The following is a 16,955-nucleotide window of genomic DNA, read 5'->3' as shown; positions in this document are numbered from 1 at the left end:
TTTCGGTGCGCGCCCGCGAGGGCTCGGCCTCCACACCGGGATCGGCGTGTTCGCTGTGAGCGGGACCGCGAGTGCCCCGGCATCCGGACCGGCTCGTAGCATGGATGCATGCCCTTGTCCGCGTCCCTGTATGAGCGTGCCGTCTCGGCACCGCCCGTTCCGCCGCGGCTGCCGCTCGTGATCGCCCTGACCGGGTTCACCGATGCGGGGAATGCGATCGGGGGTCTCATCGACTACGTGCGCGACGAGCTCGACCCCACGCCCCTCGTCGTCTTCTCGAACGACGTCCTCCTCGACTACCGCGCTCGGCGCCCGCTCATCTCGTTCGACCAGGACCACCTGACCGACTACCGGCCGCAGCGGCTCGAGCTGTCGCTCGCCCACGACGCGCTGGGGCAGCCGTTCGTGGTGCTCGCCGGCTACGAGCCGGACTTCGCGTGGGACGCGTTCACCGCCGCCGTCCTGTCGCTCGCGGACGAGCTCGCGGTGTCGTCGGTCACGTGGGTGCACTCGATCCCGATGCCCGTTCCCCACACGCGGCCGATCGGCACGACCGTGAGCGGCACGCGCTCGGACCTCACCGAGGCGCACTCCGTGTGGAAGCCGCACACGCAGGTGCCTGCCACGATCGGGCATCTGCTGGAGCATCGGTTCGCCGAGGCGGGCACGCGCATCGCGGGATTCGTCCTCCTCGTGCCGCACTACCTCGGCGACACGGAGTACCCCGCGGCGACGATCGCGGCGCTCGACAGCCTCACGGCCGCGACGGGCCTCGTCTTCTCGGGCGACGACCTGCGCGAGCAGAACCGCGACTATCTCTCGAAGGTCGAGGAGCAGGTGGCCGGCAGCGACGAGCTGCAGAGGATGCTGCAGGGCCTCGAAGAGCGCTACGACGCCTACATGGCCGGCTCGACGCTCGCGACGCCGATCATCCACGCCGGCGATCTTCCCAGTGCGGATGAGCTCGCCGCCGAGCTCGAGCGCTTCCTCGCGAGTCGCCCGTCGGGCGACGAGGACAAGCGCGGAGGCTGAGCCGGGCGGGCTCAGGGGAATGTCGCACGGCCGCAGCACGTTGAATCTCATGTGTCGGCCGCGCAGAATCGGCGTTGCGCGGCAAGTGTGAGACAATGTATGACCTGACCCGTTGTCAAACGACCGTGCGAGGCATCCTCGACGCGGCTCGGACTTGACAAGGGTCTTACTAGTGTCCGAGATCGACCGGGGGGCGTTGGACACGCGTCCGTCGGTGAAAGGCGAAACGTGACTTCAGGCACGAAGACGACGGCCCGTTCCCGCGCAGCGAAGGACACCGAGGTCGAGGTCCCCGACGAGGCGGTGGACACGCCCGTGAGCGCGACCGCTGCCAAGCGTGCGCCCGCGAAGACGTCCGCCGCGAAGGCTTCTGCGGCGAAGACTCCCGCGGCGAAGGCTCCGCGCAAGACCGCGACCAAGGCGAAGGCCAAGAGCGCTGACCTCGGCGACGACGAGGAGCTCGAGGACGACGTCGAGCTCGAAGAAGAGGTCGAGCTCGAAGACATCGAGGCGTCCGACGACACGGACGACGCCGCAGGCCCCGACGAGGCACCCGGCACGCAGGCCAAGGGTGCTGTCGCGGCATCCGTCAAGGAGGCCGACACCGCCGAGGGCGACGACGACGAGGAGGACGAGGAGGCTCCCGCCCCCGCGTTCCAGGAGCCTCTCCCGACCGGCGCGATCGTCATCTCGTCGACCGACGACGAGGACATCCCCGTCTACTCGACGCAGATCACGGGTGCGACGGCAGACCCGGTCAAGGACTACCTCAAGCAGATCGGCAAGGTGCCGCTCCTGAACGCGGCCGAAGAGGTCGAGCTGGCGATGCGCATCGAGGCGGGCCTGTTCGCCGAGGAGAAGCTGTCCCACATGTCGGCGGCAGAGAAGTCGAATCAGCTCGGTCTCGACCTGCAGTGGGTCGCCCGTGACGGCCAGCGTGCGAAGTCGCACCTGCTGGGGGCGAACCTGCGCCTGGTCGTCTCGCTCGCGAAGCGCTACACGGGCCGCGGCATGCAGTTCCTCGACCTCATCCAGGAGGGCAACCTGGGCCTCATCCGTGCCGTCGAGAAGTTCGACTACACGAAGGGCTTCAAGTTCTCGACCTACGCGACGTGGTGGATCCGCCAGGCGATCACGCGCGCCATGGCCGACCAGGCCCGCACGATCCGCATCCCCGTGCACATGGTCGAGGTCATCAACAAGCTCGCGCGCGTGCAGCGCCAGATGCTCCAGGACCTGGGCCGCGAGCCCACGCCCGAAGAGCTGAGCCGCGAGCTCGACATGACCCCCGAGAAGGTCATCGAGGTGCAGAAGTACGGCCGCGAGCCGATCTCGCTGCACACGCCCCTCGGCGAGGACGGCGACAGCGAGTTCGGCGACCTCATCGAAGACACCGAGGCGGTCGTCCCGGCCGACGCGGTCGGGTTCACGATGCTACAGCGCCAGCTGGAGTCGCTCCTGGACTCGCTCAGCGAGCGCGAGGCGGGCGTCATCCGCATGCGCTTCGGTCTCGGCGACGGGCAGCCCAAGACCCTCGACCAGATCGGCGACACGTTCGGGGTGACCCGCGAGCGCATCCGCCAGATCGAGTCGAAGACGATGGCGAAGCTGCGGCATCCGTCCCGTTCGCAGTCTCTCCGGGACTACCTTGAGTGACGGTCGCACCGGCTTCGCACGACTCCGGTACGTCCCCGCGGTGCTCGCGGGCAAGCTCGCACGTGTCGCGACGCGACTGCGCGGGGGCGGTTCGGCCTTCCCCGGCTACCTGACGAACAAGCTCGCGCCTTCGCTGCTGCCGGACATCGCGCGAGGGTTTCCTCTGGGCGTCGTGTTCGTGCTCGGCTCGAACGGCAAGACGACGACGACGCACATGGTCAGCGAGGTGCTGCGAGCGCATGGGCTGACGGTGTTCACCAACCCGACGGGCGCGAATCTCCCACAGGGGATCACGAGCGCGCTGCTGGCGGACGGCACGATCACGGGCCGCGTGCGAGCGGATGTCGCGGTGCTGGAGGTCGACGAGGCGTTCGCCGCCGACCTCGCCGACATCCTGTCGCCGTCCGTCGTGCTCTCGCTCAACGTGCAGGTCGACCAGCTCTACCGGTTCTTCGAGACCGAGCGGGTCGCCGACATGATGCTCGACACGTCGACGCGCGCGACGGGGGGCGTCATCGTCAACCGCGACGATCCGTATCTCAGCAAGATCGACCCCGCGACCCTGAAGGCGCCCGTCACGTACTTCGGCGTCGCGCCCGAGATCCTGAACAGGTCGGCGCACGGTCTCGCGAACGCGATGGACACGCGCAGCGGCGTGGCCGGCACGGAAGGACTCGAGGCGCAGGCCGAGGTCGTCGAGATCGCGGGCAACACCGTGACCGTCGATCTCGAGGGGGAGCGCGCGGTCGTCAAGACGCCTGCGCGCGGACTCCACTACGCCGCGGATGCCGCGGCCGCCCTCGCGACGGCTCGGCAGGTCCTCGGCGACGCCTTCCGCCTCGACGCCGCCGCGCGCGGATTCGCCGCGATGAAGCCTGCGTACGGTCGCGGCGAGCTGCTTCCGCTGCGCGCGGAGGGCGACGAGCAGGTCGAGTTCGTCATGTTCAAGAACGGCCCGAGCCTGCAGCTCAACCTCGATGCGCTCGACACCGCGCCCGAGCGTCTCCTGCTCGCGATAGACGAGGGAACCCCCGACGTGTCGTGGCTCTACGACGTCGACTTCGACGCGTTCGACCACGTCGATGTCATCACGGGCGACAAGGCGTACCAGCTCGCGACCCGCATCGCCTACGCGGGCATCCCGATCGGCGTCGTCGAGCCCGACATGGAGAAGGCGGTCGCGCTCATGCGCGCCTTCCCGCGCACGGCCGAGGGACGCCAGACCTGGTTCGTGAACTACGAGCTCATGATGATCGGCCGGCGTCTGCTCGGCCACGGCGACCAGGAGGTGGCACGGCGATGACGGCCCGCATCACGATCGCGCAGCTGTACGCCGAGCTGCTCGGGGTGACAGGAGACCGCGGCAACGTCGAGGTCCTCCGCACGCGTGCGGAGCGTGCGGGGCTGAGTGCCGACGTCGTCCTGGTCGACGTGGGACAGGATCTGCCCGACGCCGACATCGTCGTCATCGGGAACGGCCCCCTCTCGGCCATGCGTGGCATCGTCGACGATCTGCGCAGGCACACGACGCCCCTCGCCGCGCACATCGCGGCGGGTCGAGGCCTGCTCGCGATCGGCGGCGGCGCGGAGCTGCTGGGCGGCGAGATCTCCCTCTCGACCGGCGGAACCCTCGCGGGCCTCGGCACCCTTCCGTTCCGCACGGAGCGCCGGGCGCAGCGCCGGGTGGGCTATCTCGTGGCGGATGCCGCGGGCATGCGCCTCGTGGGCTTCGAAGACCACTCGTCGCTGTGGCACCTCGACGACGGCATCGCACCGTTCGCGCTCGTCGCCGAGGGCAAGGGCACGAGCGACCTGGCAGACGGCGCGCGCGGGGAGGGAGTCCGCAGCGGGAACGCGATCGCGCTGCGGATGCAGGGACCGGTTCTGCCCCTCAATCCCGCGCTCGCCGACCTGCTCCTCGCACGGGCCGCAGCGGAGCACGATGTCGCCTACTCCTCCGGTGACGCCCACGCCGACCTCGATGCGTTCGCGCGGGAGGCGCGCGCGGCGATCGAGGCCCGCGCCCGGAGCAAGACGTACTCGACGATCGGCATCTGACGTCGTGAGCGTGGCCCGACGACACCGCGGCTCGGCGCCCGTTGCGCTCGTGAGCCGCAGCGCCCTCGCGCGGAATGCGTCGACGCTCCCGTCTGCGCCGGCGGGGAAGCGGATCGCCGACCTGCGGCACGACGCGTGGGGGCACGGCGCAGCGCTCGTCGCGCGCGAGCTGATCGACCACGGCATCGACGCCGTGCTCGTCGACGCGGACGCGCGCGACCGCCTCGCCGCGGACCTCGCGGCGGTGCGGGTCGTCACGACCGGCATGGGCAACGTCGATCTCCGCGCGCTGTACGGTCTCCCAGGGGCGTCGACGAGCCCTGTCATGCGCCTCACGGGCTCCGTGCTCCTCGTCAAAGCCCTTCACGCCGGCGAGGGCGTCTCGTACGGGTACCTGCATCGTGCCTCGTCGGACACGAACGTGGCCCTCGTGACCGGCGGCTATGCGCAGGGCATCGTGCGCGCACTCGGAGGCCGCATCTCGGTGGAGGTCGGAGGAGCGGCCCGACCAGTCCTCGGCCGCGTCGCGATGGACGCATGCGTCGTCGACATCGCCGAGCTCCCCGTCGAGCGGGGCGACGAGGTGGTCTTCTTCGGAGATCCCGCGGCGGGGCATCCGTCCCTCGGCGACTGGGTCTCGGCCTCCGGGCTGCGGGCGGAAGAGCTCGTCACGGCCGTCGGCCTGCGCGCGAGGCGCGAGGTGGTCGCGTGACCGCCGAGCTGCACGTCGATCTCGATGCCTTCGCCGCGAACCTGGCCGAGATCCGGCACCGCACCCATCCCGCCGAGCACATGCTCGTCGTGAAGGACGACGCATACGGTCACGGCCTCGCCCCCGTCGTCCGGCGCGCGTGGGCGGAAGGGGTGCGCTGGTTCGGGGCGTTCGACGTCGCGACGGGCCGCACGGTGCGCCGCGCGCTGCCGCATGCGCGGATCTTCGTGTGGATCGTCGCGACGTCCGAGGAGGCGCAGGATGCCGTCGCCGCCGGCCTCGACATCGGCGTCGGCGATCCGGTCCTCCTCGAAGACGTGGCAGCAGCGCAGGGTCGCGCCCGCGTGCACCTCAAGATCGACACGGGACTGCATCGCAACGGCGTGCGCGCCGAGGACTGGCCCGCGTTCGTGTCCCGAGCCGCCGAGCTCGAGCGCCACGGAGCGATCGAGGTGGTCGGGGTCTGGAGTCACATCTCCGAGGCGTCCGACGCGGACGACGATGCGGCACGCGCCGAGTTCGAGAGCGCCGTGCGCGTCGCACAGGATGCCGGGCTCCGCCCAGCGCTGCGGCATCTCGCCGCGAGCGCCGCGTCGTTCGCGCGTGCCGAGTTCCGCTACGACCTCGTGCGCGTGGGGGCCTTCTCGTACGGCATCCGCCCCGCGGGAGGTGCGTCCGACGCCGAGCTCGGCATCCGCCCTATCGCGACGCTGACGGCGCCCGTCGTGCGTGTCGGGGAGGGGACGGTCACGATCGGCATCGGGAGCCTCGACGGGCTTCCCTCGTCGCTCGCCGGGGCCGTCGGCACGCCGGGCGGGCCACGGAGACTGACCGCAGTCGGCGAGGACGAGAGCATCGTCGAGGCGTGGCCAGGCGCAGCCGTCGGCGACACGGTCTCGGTGTTCGGCGCCGGCGCCCCGCTCACGGCGACGGATTTCGCCGAGACCATCGGAACGATCGGCGAGGAGCTCGCCGTGCGCATCTCGCCGCTCGTGCGGCGGACGTACTCCGCGGGCTAGCCGACCTCGACCAGGCGGGCGGTCTCGTCGTGCCACGAGGTGGCGACGGCGCGGAGCTTCTCCTCGTACTTGCGGCCGTGGTGGGCGCAAAACAGGAGCTCGCTGCCGTTGACCTCGGCGGCGATGTAGGCCTGGGCGCCGCAGGAGTCGCAGCGGTCACCGGCCGTGAGGCGGTACTCGAGAACCGCGGTCGGCTCGGCAGGTGTCGAAAGCGTGTTCATCTCGGTGCCTCCTCCTGATGTGAGAGCTCTCTTGCTGGTCAGGAAATACAACCATGGGTTTGTTTCGAGAATGCCGCAAACGGATGACATTTCGCTGACCGCGTACGCCGGAATACGCCGCCGTGTGTCGACGGGACCCGTGCCGGCGGCCCGATTACGCTGGAGGATTGTGACCGCTGAGTACTCCGCCCATCACCTCCAGGTGCTCGAAGGCCTCGAGGCGGTCCGCAAGCGCCCGGGCATGTACATCGGCTCGACCGACTCCCGCGGCCTCATGCACTGCCTGTGGGAGATCATCGACAACTCGGTCGACGAGGCGCTCGGCGGCTACGGATCGCGCATCGACATCGTGCTGCACCCCGACGGCAGCGTCGAAGTCCGCGACCGGGCGCGCGGCATCCCCGTCGACATCGAGCCGCGGACGGGACTGTCGGGCGTCGAGGTGGTCTTCACGAAGCTGCACGCCGGCGGCAAATTCGGCGGAGGCTCGTACGCCGCCTCGGGCGGCCTTCACGGCGTCGGGGCATCCGTCGTCAACGCGCTGTCCGAGCGCCTCGACGTCGAGGTCGACCGCGACGGCAAGACGTGGGCCATGTCGTTCCACCGCGGGGAGCCGGGGGTGTTCTCGAACGGCAGCCCCGCGTCGACCTTCACCCCGTTCGAGGAGCGCAGCGAGCTGCGGGTCGTCGGCAAGACGGCACGAGGCGTCACGGGGACGCGCATCCGCTACTGGGCCGACCCGCAGATCTTCACGAAGGATGCCGCGTTCCACCTCGACGAGCTCGAGCAGCGGGCACGCCAGACGGCGTTCCTCGTCCCGGGGCTCGAGATCGTCATCCGCGACGAGCGCACCGACGTCGCAGCCGAGACGAGCTACCGGTTCGACGGCGGCATCTCCGAGTTCGCCGAGTTCCTCGCTCCCGACGGGGCCGTCACCGACACCTGGCGGCTCACCGGCTCGGGGACGTTCACCGAGACGGTTCCCGTGCTGCAGGCGACCGGGGCGATGGTGCCGACGGAGGTCGAGCGCGAGTGCCACGTCGACGTGGCGGTGCGCTGGGGGACGGGCTACGAGACGGTCGCCCGCTCGTTCGTCAACATCATCGCGACGCCCAAGGGCGGGACCCATCAGCAGGGATTCGAGCTCGGGCTCATGAAGGTGCTCCGCTCGCAGGTCGAGCAGAATGCCCGTCGTCTTAAGGTCGGCAACGACAGGCTCGAGAAGGACGACATCCTCGCGGGACTCACCGTCGTGCTGACCGTCCGCCTGCCCGAGCCGCAGTTCGAGGGCCAGACGAAGGAAGTGCTCGGCACGCCCGCTGTGCGCCAGATCGTCGCGAACGTCGTGACGAGCGAGCTGACGGCGAGGTTCGCGTCGACCAGGCGTGACGACAAGGCGCAGACCGCCCTCCTGCTCGACAAGATCGTGTCCGAGATGAAGGCGCGCATCTCGGCCCGCGCGCACAAGGAGACCCAGCGGCGCAAGACGGCGCTCGAGTCCTCGTCGCTGCCGACGAAGCTCGCCGATTGCCGCACGAACGACGTCGCGCAGTCGGAGCTGTTCATCGTCGAGGGCGACTCGGCGCTCGGCACCGCCAAGCACGCGCGCAACAGCGAGTACCAGGCGCTGCTGCCGATCCGCGGCAAGATCCTCAACGTGCAGAAGGCGTCGATCAGCGACATGCTGGGAAACGCCGAGTGCGCGTCGATCATCCAGGTCATCGGCGCGGGGTCGGGTCGCACGTTCGACCTCGAGTCCGCCCGATACGGCAAGGTCATCCTGATGAGCGACGCCGATGTCGACGGCGCGCACATCCGCACGCTCCTGCTCACGCTGTTCTTCCGGTACATGCGCCCCCTCATCGAGGATGGGCGCGTATATGCGGCGGTGCCGCCGCTTCATCGCGTCATCGTTCAGAACCCGGGCTCCAAGCCCAACGAGACGGTCTACACGTACTCGGAGCAGGAGCTGCACGGACTTCTCGCGAAGCTGAGCAAGTCCGGCCGCACCTGGCACGAGCCCGTGCAGCGGTACAAGGGCCTTGGCGAGATGGATGCCGAGCAGCTCGCGACGACGACGATGGACCGTGCGGGGCGCACGCTCCGCCGTGTGCGACTCGAGGATGCCGAGGCCGCGACCGCGGTGTTCGAGCTCCTCATGGGCAACGAGGTCGCCCCCCGCCGCGACTTCATCATCGACTCCAGCGCGCGCCTCGACCGGGAGCGCATCGACGTCTGAGCCCCCGGCGCGCCGAGGGAGGCGGGGCGAGCTTCTGCTCCTGGCGAGAGCGGGGTCAGCGCGGCCCCGCGCCGGCGCAGCGCACCCCTTCGCGGGCTGAGCGGACGCCAACCCCCGCCCCGCCCCGCCTCGGCGCGGCGCTGAGCCGGCACAGCGCCGCCCTGCGCGGGTTCAGCTCAGTCCGCCCTGCGGAGGCTCAGCTCAGTCCGCTCTGCGGACGCTCAGCGCACGCCGGTGCCGACGAAGGCCACGACGCCGTCGAGCGGCTGGCCGGAGGCGTCCCGCTTCGCGCCCGCGGCCGGGAGGCTGCGCGTTGTCCCGTCGGCGGCGACAGCACGCGGATGCTCACCCACCCACGCGAGCGTCAGAGTGTCCTCGCCCCTGAGGAAGCGCTGCGCTCGAACGCCGCCCGTCGCGCGGCCCTTGGGGGGGAACTCGTCGAGCACCGAGACCTTGCCCGTTCCGGCGTCCGCGCCCGCCAGAGCCTGCGTCGTGCCCGCGATCGTCACGACGACAGCCTCCGTCGCATCGGGCGGCACGGCGCCGAAGAAGACGACGCGCTCGCCCGGCGTGACGCGGATGCCGGCCATGCCGCCCGCGGCGCGCCCCTGCGGACGCACGGCGTCGGCATCGAAGCGGAGCAGCTGCGCGTCGGAGGTGACGAAGACGACCTCGGTCCCGTCGGGCGCCGGGCCCGCGCCGACGACCCGGTCGCCGTCCTTGAGGGCGATGATCTCGACGTCGTGCTTGTTGGCGAGCTCTGCCGCGGCGACGCGCTTGACGACGCCCTGCTCCGTCCCGAGCGCGATCGGCGGCTCGTCCACGAGCGGAACGAGCGCGACGACGTGCTCCGTCCCTGAAAGCCCCAGATAGTGATCCGCGCGGGTTCCCGCCGCGAGCTGGACCGAGTTGCCGGGCACGGAGGGGAGATCGACGGGAGAGAACCGCAGGATGCGGCCCGACGAGGTGACGGCGCCGAGGTCGCCACGGGTCGTCCCGTCGACGGCGGAGCGGATCGCGTCATGCTTCGAGCGCCGCGCGGGCGGCACGATGCCTCCGTTGGGCGCGTCGACGCCGAGCTCCGTGCGCACCATGCGGCCCGTCGCCGAGAGGAAGACACGGCACGGGGCGTCCGCGATCTGCAGATCGACGGCCGCGGCCGCGCTGCGGGACCTCGGCTGGACAGGTCCTCCGTCGAGGAGCAGGGTGCGACGCGGCGTGCCGAACGTCTCGGCCGCGGCATCCAGTTCTCGAGCGACCTGCGCACGCAGCAGCACGTCGCTGCCGAGCAGCTCCTCGAGCTGGGCGATCTCGGCCTTGAGGTTGTCGCGCTCGGTCTCGAGCTCGATGCGCGAGAACCGCGTGAGGCGGCGCAGGCGCAGCTCGAGGATGTACTCGGCCTGGGGCTTGGTCAGATCGAACACGTCCATGAGACGCGTGCGAGCCTGCTCGCCGTCGTCGGACGTGCGGATGAGCTGGATGACCTCGTCGATGTCGAGGATCGCGATGAGCAGTCCCTCGACCAGGTGCAGTCGCTCCTGGCGTCGTGCGAGGCGGTACCTGCTGCGGCGGGTCACGACCTCGATCCGGTGATCGAGATAGACGCGCAGCAGCTCACGCAGACCGAGCGTCTGCGGCTGCCCGCCCACGAGGGCGACGTTGTTGATGCTGAACGAGTCCTCGAGCGGCGTGAGCCGATAGAGGTGATCGAGGACCGCCTGGGGGTCGAAACCGGTCTTGATGCCGATCACGAGGCGCAGTCCGTGGTGGCGGTCTGTGAGGTCGGTGACGTCCGCGATGCCCTGCAGCTTCTTGGCCTGCACGGCATCCTTGATCTTCTCGATGATGCGCTCGGGACCGACCAGGTAGGGCAGCTCGGTCACGACGATGCCCGTGCGGCGAGGGCCGAGCGACTCGATCGACACCTTGGCGCGCGTGCGGAAGCTGCCCCTGCCCGATGTGTACGCGTCCTTGATGCCGTCGACGCTCACGATGATGCCGCCCGAGGGCAGGTCGGGCCCGGGGACGAACTCCATGAGCTCTTCGACGGTCGCATCCGGATGATCGAGCAGGTGGATCGCGGCGGCGACGACCTCGATGAGGTTGTGCGGCGCCATGTTGGTGGCCATGCCCACCGCGATGCCGGTGGTCCCGTTGACGAGGAGATTGGGGAAGGCCGCAGGGAGCACCTCGGGCTGCTGGAACTGACCGTCGTAGTTCGGGATGAAGTCGACGACGTCTTCGTCGAGGTTCTCGGTGAGCGCGAGGGCGGCGGGTGCGAGCCTCGCCTCCGTGTAACGCGGCGCGGCAGGCCCGTCGTCGAGCGATCCGAAGTTGCCGTGCCCGTCGACGAGCGGAACGCGCAGCGAGAACGCCTGCGCGAGCCTCACGAGCGCGTCGTAGATGGGGGCGTCGCCATGCGGGTGGAGCTTCCCCATCACCTCGCCCACGACGCGGGCGCTCTTGACGTGGCCACGATCGGGTCGAAGGCCCATGTCGGCCATCTGGAACAGGATGCGCCGCTGCACGGGCTTGAGCCCGTCGCGCGCGTCGGGGAGCGCGCGCGAGTAGATGACGGAGTACGCGTACTCGAGGAACGAGCCCTGCATCTCCGTCGAGACGTCGACGTCTTCGATGCGTCCGTGGTCGGGGGGAATGGGCTCTGTGCGGGATGCGGGCATGTGGGAGTCTGGCCTCGGGTTACGACGGGCCGGCACGAACGCCGGCGGGGCCGCCCGCCGTCTTCTGAACGGCGTGTGCGAGACTGGCCCCGATGTCCATCAGCCTACCGGCGGACCCGCCGCGCGCCCGGCGGCTCACCGATGTCGTGCCGCAGCTGCTGGCGTCGCTCTCGGGCGCCGGCGACTGGTTCGCCCCCGCGCGGAGCGCGATCGTCTTCGTCGTGGACGGACTCGGCGCACACGGCCTCGCGGCCCGCTCCGGGCACGCCCGCTTCCTCTCCTCGGCCGGTTCGAAGAAGGATGTCGCGCGCACCGTCTTCCCCTCGACGACGACCGCGGCGCTCACGTCGCTCCTGACGGGGGAGGAGCCCGGCGTCCACGGCATCGTGGGCTATCGGGCCCGCATCCCCGGGACCGATCGCGTGCCGAACCAGCTCCACGGGTGGGCGACGGACGGGCTCGACCCCCGCGTCTGGCAGCGGTCGCAGCCCCTGCTCGAGCGGGAGGCAGCGGCAGGGCGCCCCGTGTTCGTCGTCTCGAAGGGCGAGTACGTCGGCACCGGCTTCACGGAGGCGACTCTGCGAGGCGCCGAGTTCGTCCCGGCGGCCTCGGCGGAGGAGCGCGCGACCGTGGCAGCGGAGATCGCGGCGCGGCATCCCGGTGCACTCGTGTACCTCTACGTCAACGACCTCGATGCCGTCGGCCACAAGCACGGCTGGGAGAGCGACGAATGGGTCGCGTCTCTGGAGCGGGTGGATGCCGCGGCCCGCGCGCTCTCCGACTCCCTCGCGCCGGGGACGGGCGCCGTCGTGACGGCCGATCACGGCATGGTCGACGTACCGCGGCACCGCCACGTCCTGATCGGCGAGGGCGACGACCTTGCCGCAGGGGTCAGGCTCATCGGCGGGGAGCCCCGCATGCTGCATCTCTACACGGAGCGCGGCGCGCGAGATGACGTGCTCGAGACGTGGCGGTCGTCGGAGTCGGGCCGATCGTGGGTGCTGTCGCGCGACGAGAGCATCGCGGCGGGACTGTTCGGGTCGGTCCATCCGGAGGTCGAGGAGCGAATCGGGGATGTCGTCGTCGCGGCGCGCGCAGGGATCGCATACTACGACGATCGACTCGCCGACAAGGCTGCGCAGCGCATGATCGGTCAGCACGGCTCGCTCACGCACGAGGAGCGGGTCGTACCCCTCCTGCGGCTCGGCGCGTTCGCCTGAACCGCCGCCCGCGACCTCAGTCGTCTGTGCGGGCGCCGAAGACGATCTCGTCCCACGACGGCATCGACGTGCGACCCTTGCGTCGCCCGGCGCCTTCCGCCGCGACCGCTGGCTCGCGGTAGTCTGCGGCGGACTCTTGTCCATGCTGATCGGCGGGCGCCTCGTCGTATCCCGGTTCGAGCGCGTCGAAGAGCGCGACAGGCGCGCCGGCGCGGTCGGCCGCGATCTCCTCGGTTCCGGGCAGCGGCTCGCGCTGTCCGCGACGACGGCGCAGGGCCTCGAGGAGGTCGGCCGTCTCGGCGGAGGTGACCGACGGCTCTGTCGCGCGCTTGATCGCGGCGTGCTGAACGGCAGGCGAGACGGGGGATGGCACCTCGGGCGTCTCCAGGTCAGCCTCGGGGGCCGGCATCCGACGCGGTCCGAAGGCTCCGCTGTCGAATCGCGACTCGTCCTTGGGGGCCACCACCTCGAGGGCCCGCAGCCGGGGGATGAGCCCCTCGGGGAGAGAGCCCTGTCGCGAGAGCTGGACGGCGTCGGCGTTCAGCGGGGCGAGCGTCGCGCGGCGCGGCTCGAACGACCAGCGGGCATCGTGATCGATCTCGCCCGCCGCGAACTCGAGCTTGACGATCCAGCCGTTCGGCTCCTTCCAGCTCGTCCAGCGCTCGCCCACGGCGCCCGCGTCCGCGAGCTTCGCGCGGACGGCGGTGCCGAACGTCGCGTGGGCGTCGCCGTCGAGCTCGGTCGCAAGCAGGACGGGCACGGCGAGCGCCTGGCCGACGATGTGCTCGCGCTCGGCCAGCACGGGGCCTTCGAAGCGCGCGACGTCCTCGACGCGCGCGCCCAGCAGCTCGGCGACCTCTTCGGCAGAGAGCCCGGCACGGATGTGCGCCTGGATGTCGCGCGGGCTCGGCCTGACCGTGCGCACCTCGGGTTCGCGCCGTGTCTTGCGCAGCTCGTGGCGCAGCACGTCGTCGACGGCGAGTGAGAATCGTTCGCCCGACTCGGTCGCCAGGACGAGTCGATCGTCCTCGGTTCCGATGACTTTGAGCTGTTCCATGCGAAACGCCTCTCCGATCCAGCGGTGTCCGCTCATGCTCGCACGTGAATCCGCGTGGACCGGGAATATCCGGGGCGTGCCGTGAGTTTCACGGATGCGCGGTACGGAGCGGCGAGAACAGCATTTGCGGAAACCACCCTGATCCGGCAAACTATCGCCGCCCCAAAACGGCATGACAGAGCTAGTGGAAGTTGAGACGTTAACGCATGGCCACCGACTACGACGCACCCCGCAAGACGGAAGACGACAGCGAGTCGATCGAAGCGCTCAAGGAGCGTGTTCCCGACAAGCTCTCGGGTGCAGTCGACGTCGAGGATGCCGACAACCCGTCGGGCTTCGAACTGCCCGGGGCGGATCTGTCCGACCTCGAGCTCGACGTCGTGGTTCTTCCTCCCCAGGAGGACGAGTTCACGTGCGTCAACTGCTTCCTCGTGAAGCACCGCTCGCAGCTCGACCACGAGGACTCGGGCGGACCGATCTGCACGGAATGCGCGGCCTAGTCCGAGGCATCCTCTTCTTCGACGCCGCCGGTCGGGAACGACAGCGTAGGGCCATCCCATACGGGTTCGCCTCGGCTCTCGGTCCTAGCCGGCGGTTTCTGCGTTCGCGCGCGCACGGTTGAGCGCCGCAGCAAGGCGGTCGGGCGTGCGCGACGACACGACCCACTCGGTCGTCGGATCGTCGGGATCCGTCACCGGCACGACGACGACGCCGTCGATCCCGCCACGTATGACATGCCACGCGTCACGGCCGAGCCCCGGTCCCCGCCTGTGCCGCGCGTCGTCGCCCGTGAGGGCGACCGGGGCGCCGAGGTATTCGACGCCGATGTGCGCGCGACCCGCCCGCAGCCGCCCGTCGCGCACCTCGACGACGGGCGATCCCGCCACGAGAAGCGCGACGAAGGCGGCGCCGACGAGCACGCCCACGACGAGCGCGACGGTCGTGTCGAGCGGCGCGAACACGAGCGCCGCCATAGGCGCCACGACGGCCGCGCTGACGAGGGCCCACAGCGAGGGGCTGAGCCGCTCTCGGTACGCGGCGCCCGCTCGGGGCCTGATGAAGCCTGCTGTCTTCTGCATTACCCTCGTTGCGTGACCGAATCCGTGGACGTTCCCATCATCGCATCCGAGGTTCCGGTCTACGCCCACCCCGGCGACGCCGGAGCCGACCTCGTCTCCGCCGAGTCCGTGCGGCTGGAGCCGGGTCGGCGCGCGCTCGTGGCGACGGGGGTGCGCGTCGCGATCCCCGACGGCTACGTCGGCTTCGTCGTGCCCCGCAGCGGGCTCGCCGCGAAGCACGGCATCACGATCGTCAACTCCCCGGGCACCGTCGACGCGGGCTACCGCGGCGAGCTGAAGGTCTCGCTCCTCAACACCGATGCCGACAGCGCCTACGATGTCGCAGTCGGCGATCGCATCGCCCAGCTCATCGTGATGCCCGTGTCGCGTGCGCGCTTCATTCCCGTCGAAGAGCTCCCCGAGAGCGTCCGCGGCGAAGCCGGCTTCGGCTCGACGGGGTACCACGGGGGCGCGGCGTAGCCGCCGGCGAGGGCTCGCGGGGATCTCCCCGCGGCCAAGAGAACGAAGGACGGAGTCAAGGCATGACAGATGCCACCCCCCAGGACGCGGCCCGCAAGGTCGCACCGCCGGACCGGGCGGAGGCGGGCCCGTTCGACGAGTCCGAGGCGAACCCCGTCCGCCCCTACATCGATCTCGGCGGCATCAAGATCCTGCCGCGCGAGGGGCTCAACCTGCGCCTCGAAGTCGAGGAGCAGTCCAAGCGCATCGTCGCCGTCGGCCTCGACTACGCAGACTCGACCCTGCAGGTGCAGCCGTTCGCCGCACCACGGACGACAGGGCTGTGGGAGGAGACGCGAGAGCAGATCCGTCAGCAGGTCCGCCAGCAGGGCGGACGCGTCGAGGAGCGCGAGGGGCCGCTCGGTCCCGAGCTTCTCGCGGAGGTCCCCGTCATCGCCGGCGCCGACGGATCGACGGGCAAGCGCCTCGCGCGCTTCGTCGGCATCGACGGGCCGCGCTGGTTCCTGCGCGGCGTCATCGGAGGCGCCGCGACCTCCGACGTCGACGCCGCCGCCAAGGTGGAGGACCTGTTCCGCTCGATCGTGGTCGTGCGCGGCACCACGCCGATGCCCCCGCGCGATCTCATCCCGCTGCGGATGCCGTCGACGCCGGGCAGCGCGTGACCGATCCGCTGACCCCCTCGGAGCGCGACGACCTGACGCCCCCGCCGCCGCACCATCGGGAACCGGGAGACGACGCGGGGGAGGAGCCCACGGCGTCGGAGCTGCTGGGCGCCGCGCTCGGCGCCGCCGCGCGAAGGGCGGGGCTCGACCCCGACTCGGACGCCCCGACGGGTCGCGTCATCTGGCAGGTGATCGGCGGCTGGCGCGGCATCCTGGAGTCGGTTCTGCCGCTCCTCGCGTTCGTCGTGATCTACACGGCCACGCATGAGCTTCTCTGGGCGCTCGGCATCTCGGTGGGCGTCGCCGCCCTGTTCACCGTCGTGCGCGTCGCGACGAAGTCGCCGCCGGTCGCCGCCCTGTCGGGGCTCGTGGCAGCCGTCATCGCGGCGGGTCTGCCGCTGTTCACGGGGAACGCCGCCGATCAGTTCGTCGTCGGGTTCGTCACGAACATCGCCTATGGAGCGGCCTTCTTGATCTCCGCCGTCGTGCGCTGGCCGCTCATCGGGGTGATCAGCGGCTTCCTCATGGAGGACGGCCTGCAGTGGCGCCAGGACGCGCACAAGCGCCGCGTCTTCTTCTGGCTGTCGATCGCGTGGGCCGCGCTGTTCCTCGCGCGGCTCGCCGTGCAGCTGCCGTTCTACTGGTCGGGCGACATCGCGGCCCTCGGAACCCTGAAGATCGTGATGGGCATCCCCTTCTTCGCCGCGCTGCTGGCGGGCACCTGGCTCGTCGTGCGTCGGCTGTACCCCCGCTCGAGGACCGACGCGGAGCCTCCCGCCGAGTGATACATTTATCTTGATATCAAGATAAATTCCACCCCGTCAGGGTTAGGCCAACCTCACTAGCCGACGCCCTCGGAG

At 70.5% G+C, this 16,955-nt stretch carries 16 protein-coding genes; 12 read left to right on the top strand and 4 right to left on the bottom strand.

What is annotated here, in order from left to right:
• Positions 1–108 precede the first annotated feature (108 nt).
• From FHS08_RS14430 to FHS08_RS14405, 6 genes are all read left to right on the top strand, one after another.
• Entirely contained in the window at positions 109–1,032 is a 924-nt protein-coding gene (locus FHS08_RS14430; protein ID WP_167040607.1) for a proteasome assembly chaperone family protein, read from the top strand.
• Between the two features lie 228 nt (positions 1,033–1,260).
• The gene (locus FHS08_RS14425; protein WP_167040604.1) at positions 1,261–2,688 is read left to right on the top strand and encodes an RNA polymerase sigma factor; all 1,428 of its coding nucleotides are present in this window, start codon (positions 1,261–1,263) and stop codon (positions 2,686–2,688) included.
• Complete coding sequence (locus FHS08_RS14420; protein ID WP_167040601.1) at positions 2,681–3,991, top strand: MurT ligase domain-containing protein; 1,311 nt, start codon at positions 2,681–2,683, stop codon at positions 3,989–3,991. The genes FHS08_RS14425 and FHS08_RS14420 overlap by 8 nt, the downstream gene beginning before the upstream one ends.
• Positions 3,988–4,746, top strand: coding sequence for a glutamine amidotransferase (locus FHS08_RS14415; RefSeq protein ID WP_167040598.1), 759 nt, complete (start codon positions 3,988–3,990; stop codon positions 4,744–4,746). Before FHS08_RS14420 ends, FHS08_RS14415 begins: the two co-directional genes overlap by 4 nt.
• Positions 4,747–4,795: 49 nt before the next feature.
• Entirely contained in the window at positions 4,796–5,458 is a 663-nt protein-coding gene (locus FHS08_RS14410; RefSeq protein ID WP_341800430.1) for an alanine racemase C-terminal domain-containing protein, read from the top strand.
• Positions 5,455–6,477, top strand: coding sequence for an alanine racemase (locus FHS08_RS14405; RefSeq protein ID WP_167040592.1), 1,023 nt, complete (start codon positions 5,455–5,457; stop codon positions 6,475–6,477). Before FHS08_RS14410 ends, FHS08_RS14405 begins: the two co-directional genes overlap by 4 nt.
• Here FHS08_RS14405 and FHS08_RS14400 read toward each other — a convergent pair.
• Positions 6,474–6,698 carry a DUF7455 domain-containing protein gene (locus FHS08_RS14400; protein WP_167040589.1) on the bottom strand — a complete coding sequence of 75 codons (225 nt, stop codon included), beginning with the start codon at positions 6,696–6,698 and terminating at the stop codon, positions 6,474–6,476. The two genes, FHS08_RS14405 and FHS08_RS14400, sit on opposite strands and share 4 nt — an antisense overlap.
• Positions 6,699–6,867: 169 nt before the next feature.
• Between FHS08_RS14400 and FHS08_RS14395 the strand changes: the two genes are divergently transcribed.
• Positions 6,868–8,937, top strand: coding sequence for a DNA gyrase/topoisomerase IV subunit B (locus FHS08_RS14395; RefSeq protein WP_424960811.1), 2,070 nt, complete (start codon positions 6,868–6,870; stop codon positions 8,935–8,937).
• Positions 8,938–9,158: 221 nt separating this feature from the next.
• Here the strand turns inward: FHS08_RS14395 and FHS08_RS14390 are convergent, their stop codons facing one another.
• Positions 9,159–11,618, bottom strand: a complete 2,460-nt coding sequence (locus tag FHS08_RS14390) for a DNA gyrase/topoisomerase IV subunit A (RefSeq protein WP_167040586.1) — start codon at positions 11,616–11,618, stop codon at positions 9,159–9,161.
• A gap of 92 nt (positions 11,619–11,710) precedes the next feature.
• Here FHS08_RS14390 and FHS08_RS14385 point away from each other — a divergent pair, with 92 nt between their 5' ends.
• Positions 11,711–12,838: an alkaline phosphatase family protein gene (locus FHS08_RS14385; RefSeq protein ID WP_167040583.1), complete on the top strand. Its 1,128-nt coding sequence runs from the start codon at positions 11,711–11,713 to the stop codon at positions 12,836–12,838.
• Positions 12,839–12,854: 16 nt separating this feature from the next.
• On the opposite strand, the gene sepH is transcribed toward FHS08_RS14385, so the two are convergent.
• On the bottom strand, positions 12,855–13,895 hold the full coding sequence (sepH, locus tag FHS08_RS14380) for a septation protein SepH (RefSeq protein WP_167040579.1): 1,041 nt from the start codon (positions 13,893–13,895) through the stop codon (positions 12,855–12,857).
• 206 nt (positions 13,896–14,101) lie between these two features.
• On the opposite strand from sepH, the gene FHS08_RS14375 reads away from it, so the two are divergent.
• Positions 14,102–14,395, top strand: coding sequence for a DUF4193 domain-containing protein (locus FHS08_RS14375; protein ID WP_167040577.1), 294 nt, complete (start codon positions 14,102–14,104; stop codon positions 14,393–14,395).
• Between the two features lie 84 nt (positions 14,396–14,479).
• Here the strand turns inward: FHS08_RS14375 and FHS08_RS14370 are convergent, their stop codons facing one another.
• Positions 14,480–14,974 carry a DUF3093 family protein gene (locus FHS08_RS14370; RefSeq protein WP_167040574.1) on the bottom strand — a complete coding sequence of 165 codons (495 nt, stop codon included), beginning with the start codon at positions 14,972–14,974 and terminating at the stop codon, positions 14,480–14,482.
• 12 nt (positions 14,975–14,986) lie between these two features.
• On the opposite strand from FHS08_RS14370, the gene dut reads away from it, so the two are divergent.
• The 3 genes from dut to FHS08_RS14355 all read left to right on the top strand — a co-directional run bounded on the left by dut (position 14,987) and on the right by FHS08_RS14355 (position 16,880).
• Positions 14,987–15,433: a dUTP diphosphatase gene (dut, locus tag FHS08_RS14365; RefSeq protein ID WP_167040571.1), complete on the top strand. Its 447-nt coding sequence runs from the start codon at positions 14,987–14,989 to the stop codon at positions 15,431–15,433.
• A 62-nt stretch (positions 15,434–15,495) separates the two neighbouring features.
• A complete protein-coding gene (locus tag FHS08_RS14360) occupies positions 15,496–16,095 on the top strand; it encodes a DUF3710 domain-containing protein (protein WP_167040568.1) in 600 nt (199 codons plus the stop codon).
• A complete protein-coding gene (locus tag FHS08_RS14355) occupies positions 16,092–16,880 on the top strand; it encodes a DUF3159 domain-containing protein (protein ID WP_424960810.1) in 789 nt (262 codons plus the stop codon). The genes FHS08_RS14360 and FHS08_RS14355 overlap by 4 nt, the downstream gene beginning before the upstream one ends.
• The last annotated feature ends 75 nt before the right edge of the window (positions 16,881–16,955 follow it).

Source organism: Microbacterium ulmi, assembly GCF_011759705.1.
Taxonomy (GTDB): Bacteria; Actinomycetota; Actinomycetes; order Actinomycetales; family Microbacteriaceae; genus Microbacterium; species Microbacterium ulmi.
Note: the sequence above shows the minus strand (reverse complement) of the source record. Positions and strands in the feature narration are given on the sequence as shown.

Coding starts and splice junctions, on each gene's coding strand:
- FHS08_RS14430 (WP_167040607.1), top strand. CDS start 109: ATGCCCTTGTCCGCGTCCCTGTATGAGCGTGCCGTCTCGGCACCGCCC.
- FHS08_RS14375 (WP_167040577.1), top strand. CDS start 14,102: ATGGCCACCGACTACGACGCACCCCGCAAGACGGAAGACGACAGCGAG.
- FHS08_RS14360 (WP_167040568.1), top strand. CDS start 15,496: ATGACAGATGCCACCCCCCAGGACGCGGCCCGCAAGGTCGCACCGCCG.
- FHS08_RS14390 (WP_167040586.1), bottom strand. CDS start 11,618: ATGCCCGCATCCCGCACAGAGCCCATTCCCCCCGACCACGGACGCATC.
- sepH (WP_167040579.1), bottom strand. CDS start 13,895: ATGGAACAGCTCAAAGTCATCGGAACCGAGGACGATCGACTCGTCCTG.
- FHS08_RS14370 (WP_167040574.1), bottom strand. CDS start 14,974: ATGCAGAAGACAGCAGGCTTCATCAGGCCCCGAGCGGGCGCCGCGTAC.
- FHS08_RS14400 (WP_167040589.1), bottom strand. CDS start 6,698: ATGAACACGCTTTCGACACCTGCCGAGCCGACCGCGGTTCTCGAGTAC.
- FHS08_RS14385 (WP_167040583.1), top strand. CDS start 11,711: ATGTCCATCAGCCTACCGGCGGACCCGCCGCGCGCCCGGCGGCTCACC.
- FHS08_RS14415 (WP_167040598.1), top strand. CDS start 3,988: ATGACGGCCCGCATCACGATCGCGCAGCTGTACGCCGAGCTGCTCGGG.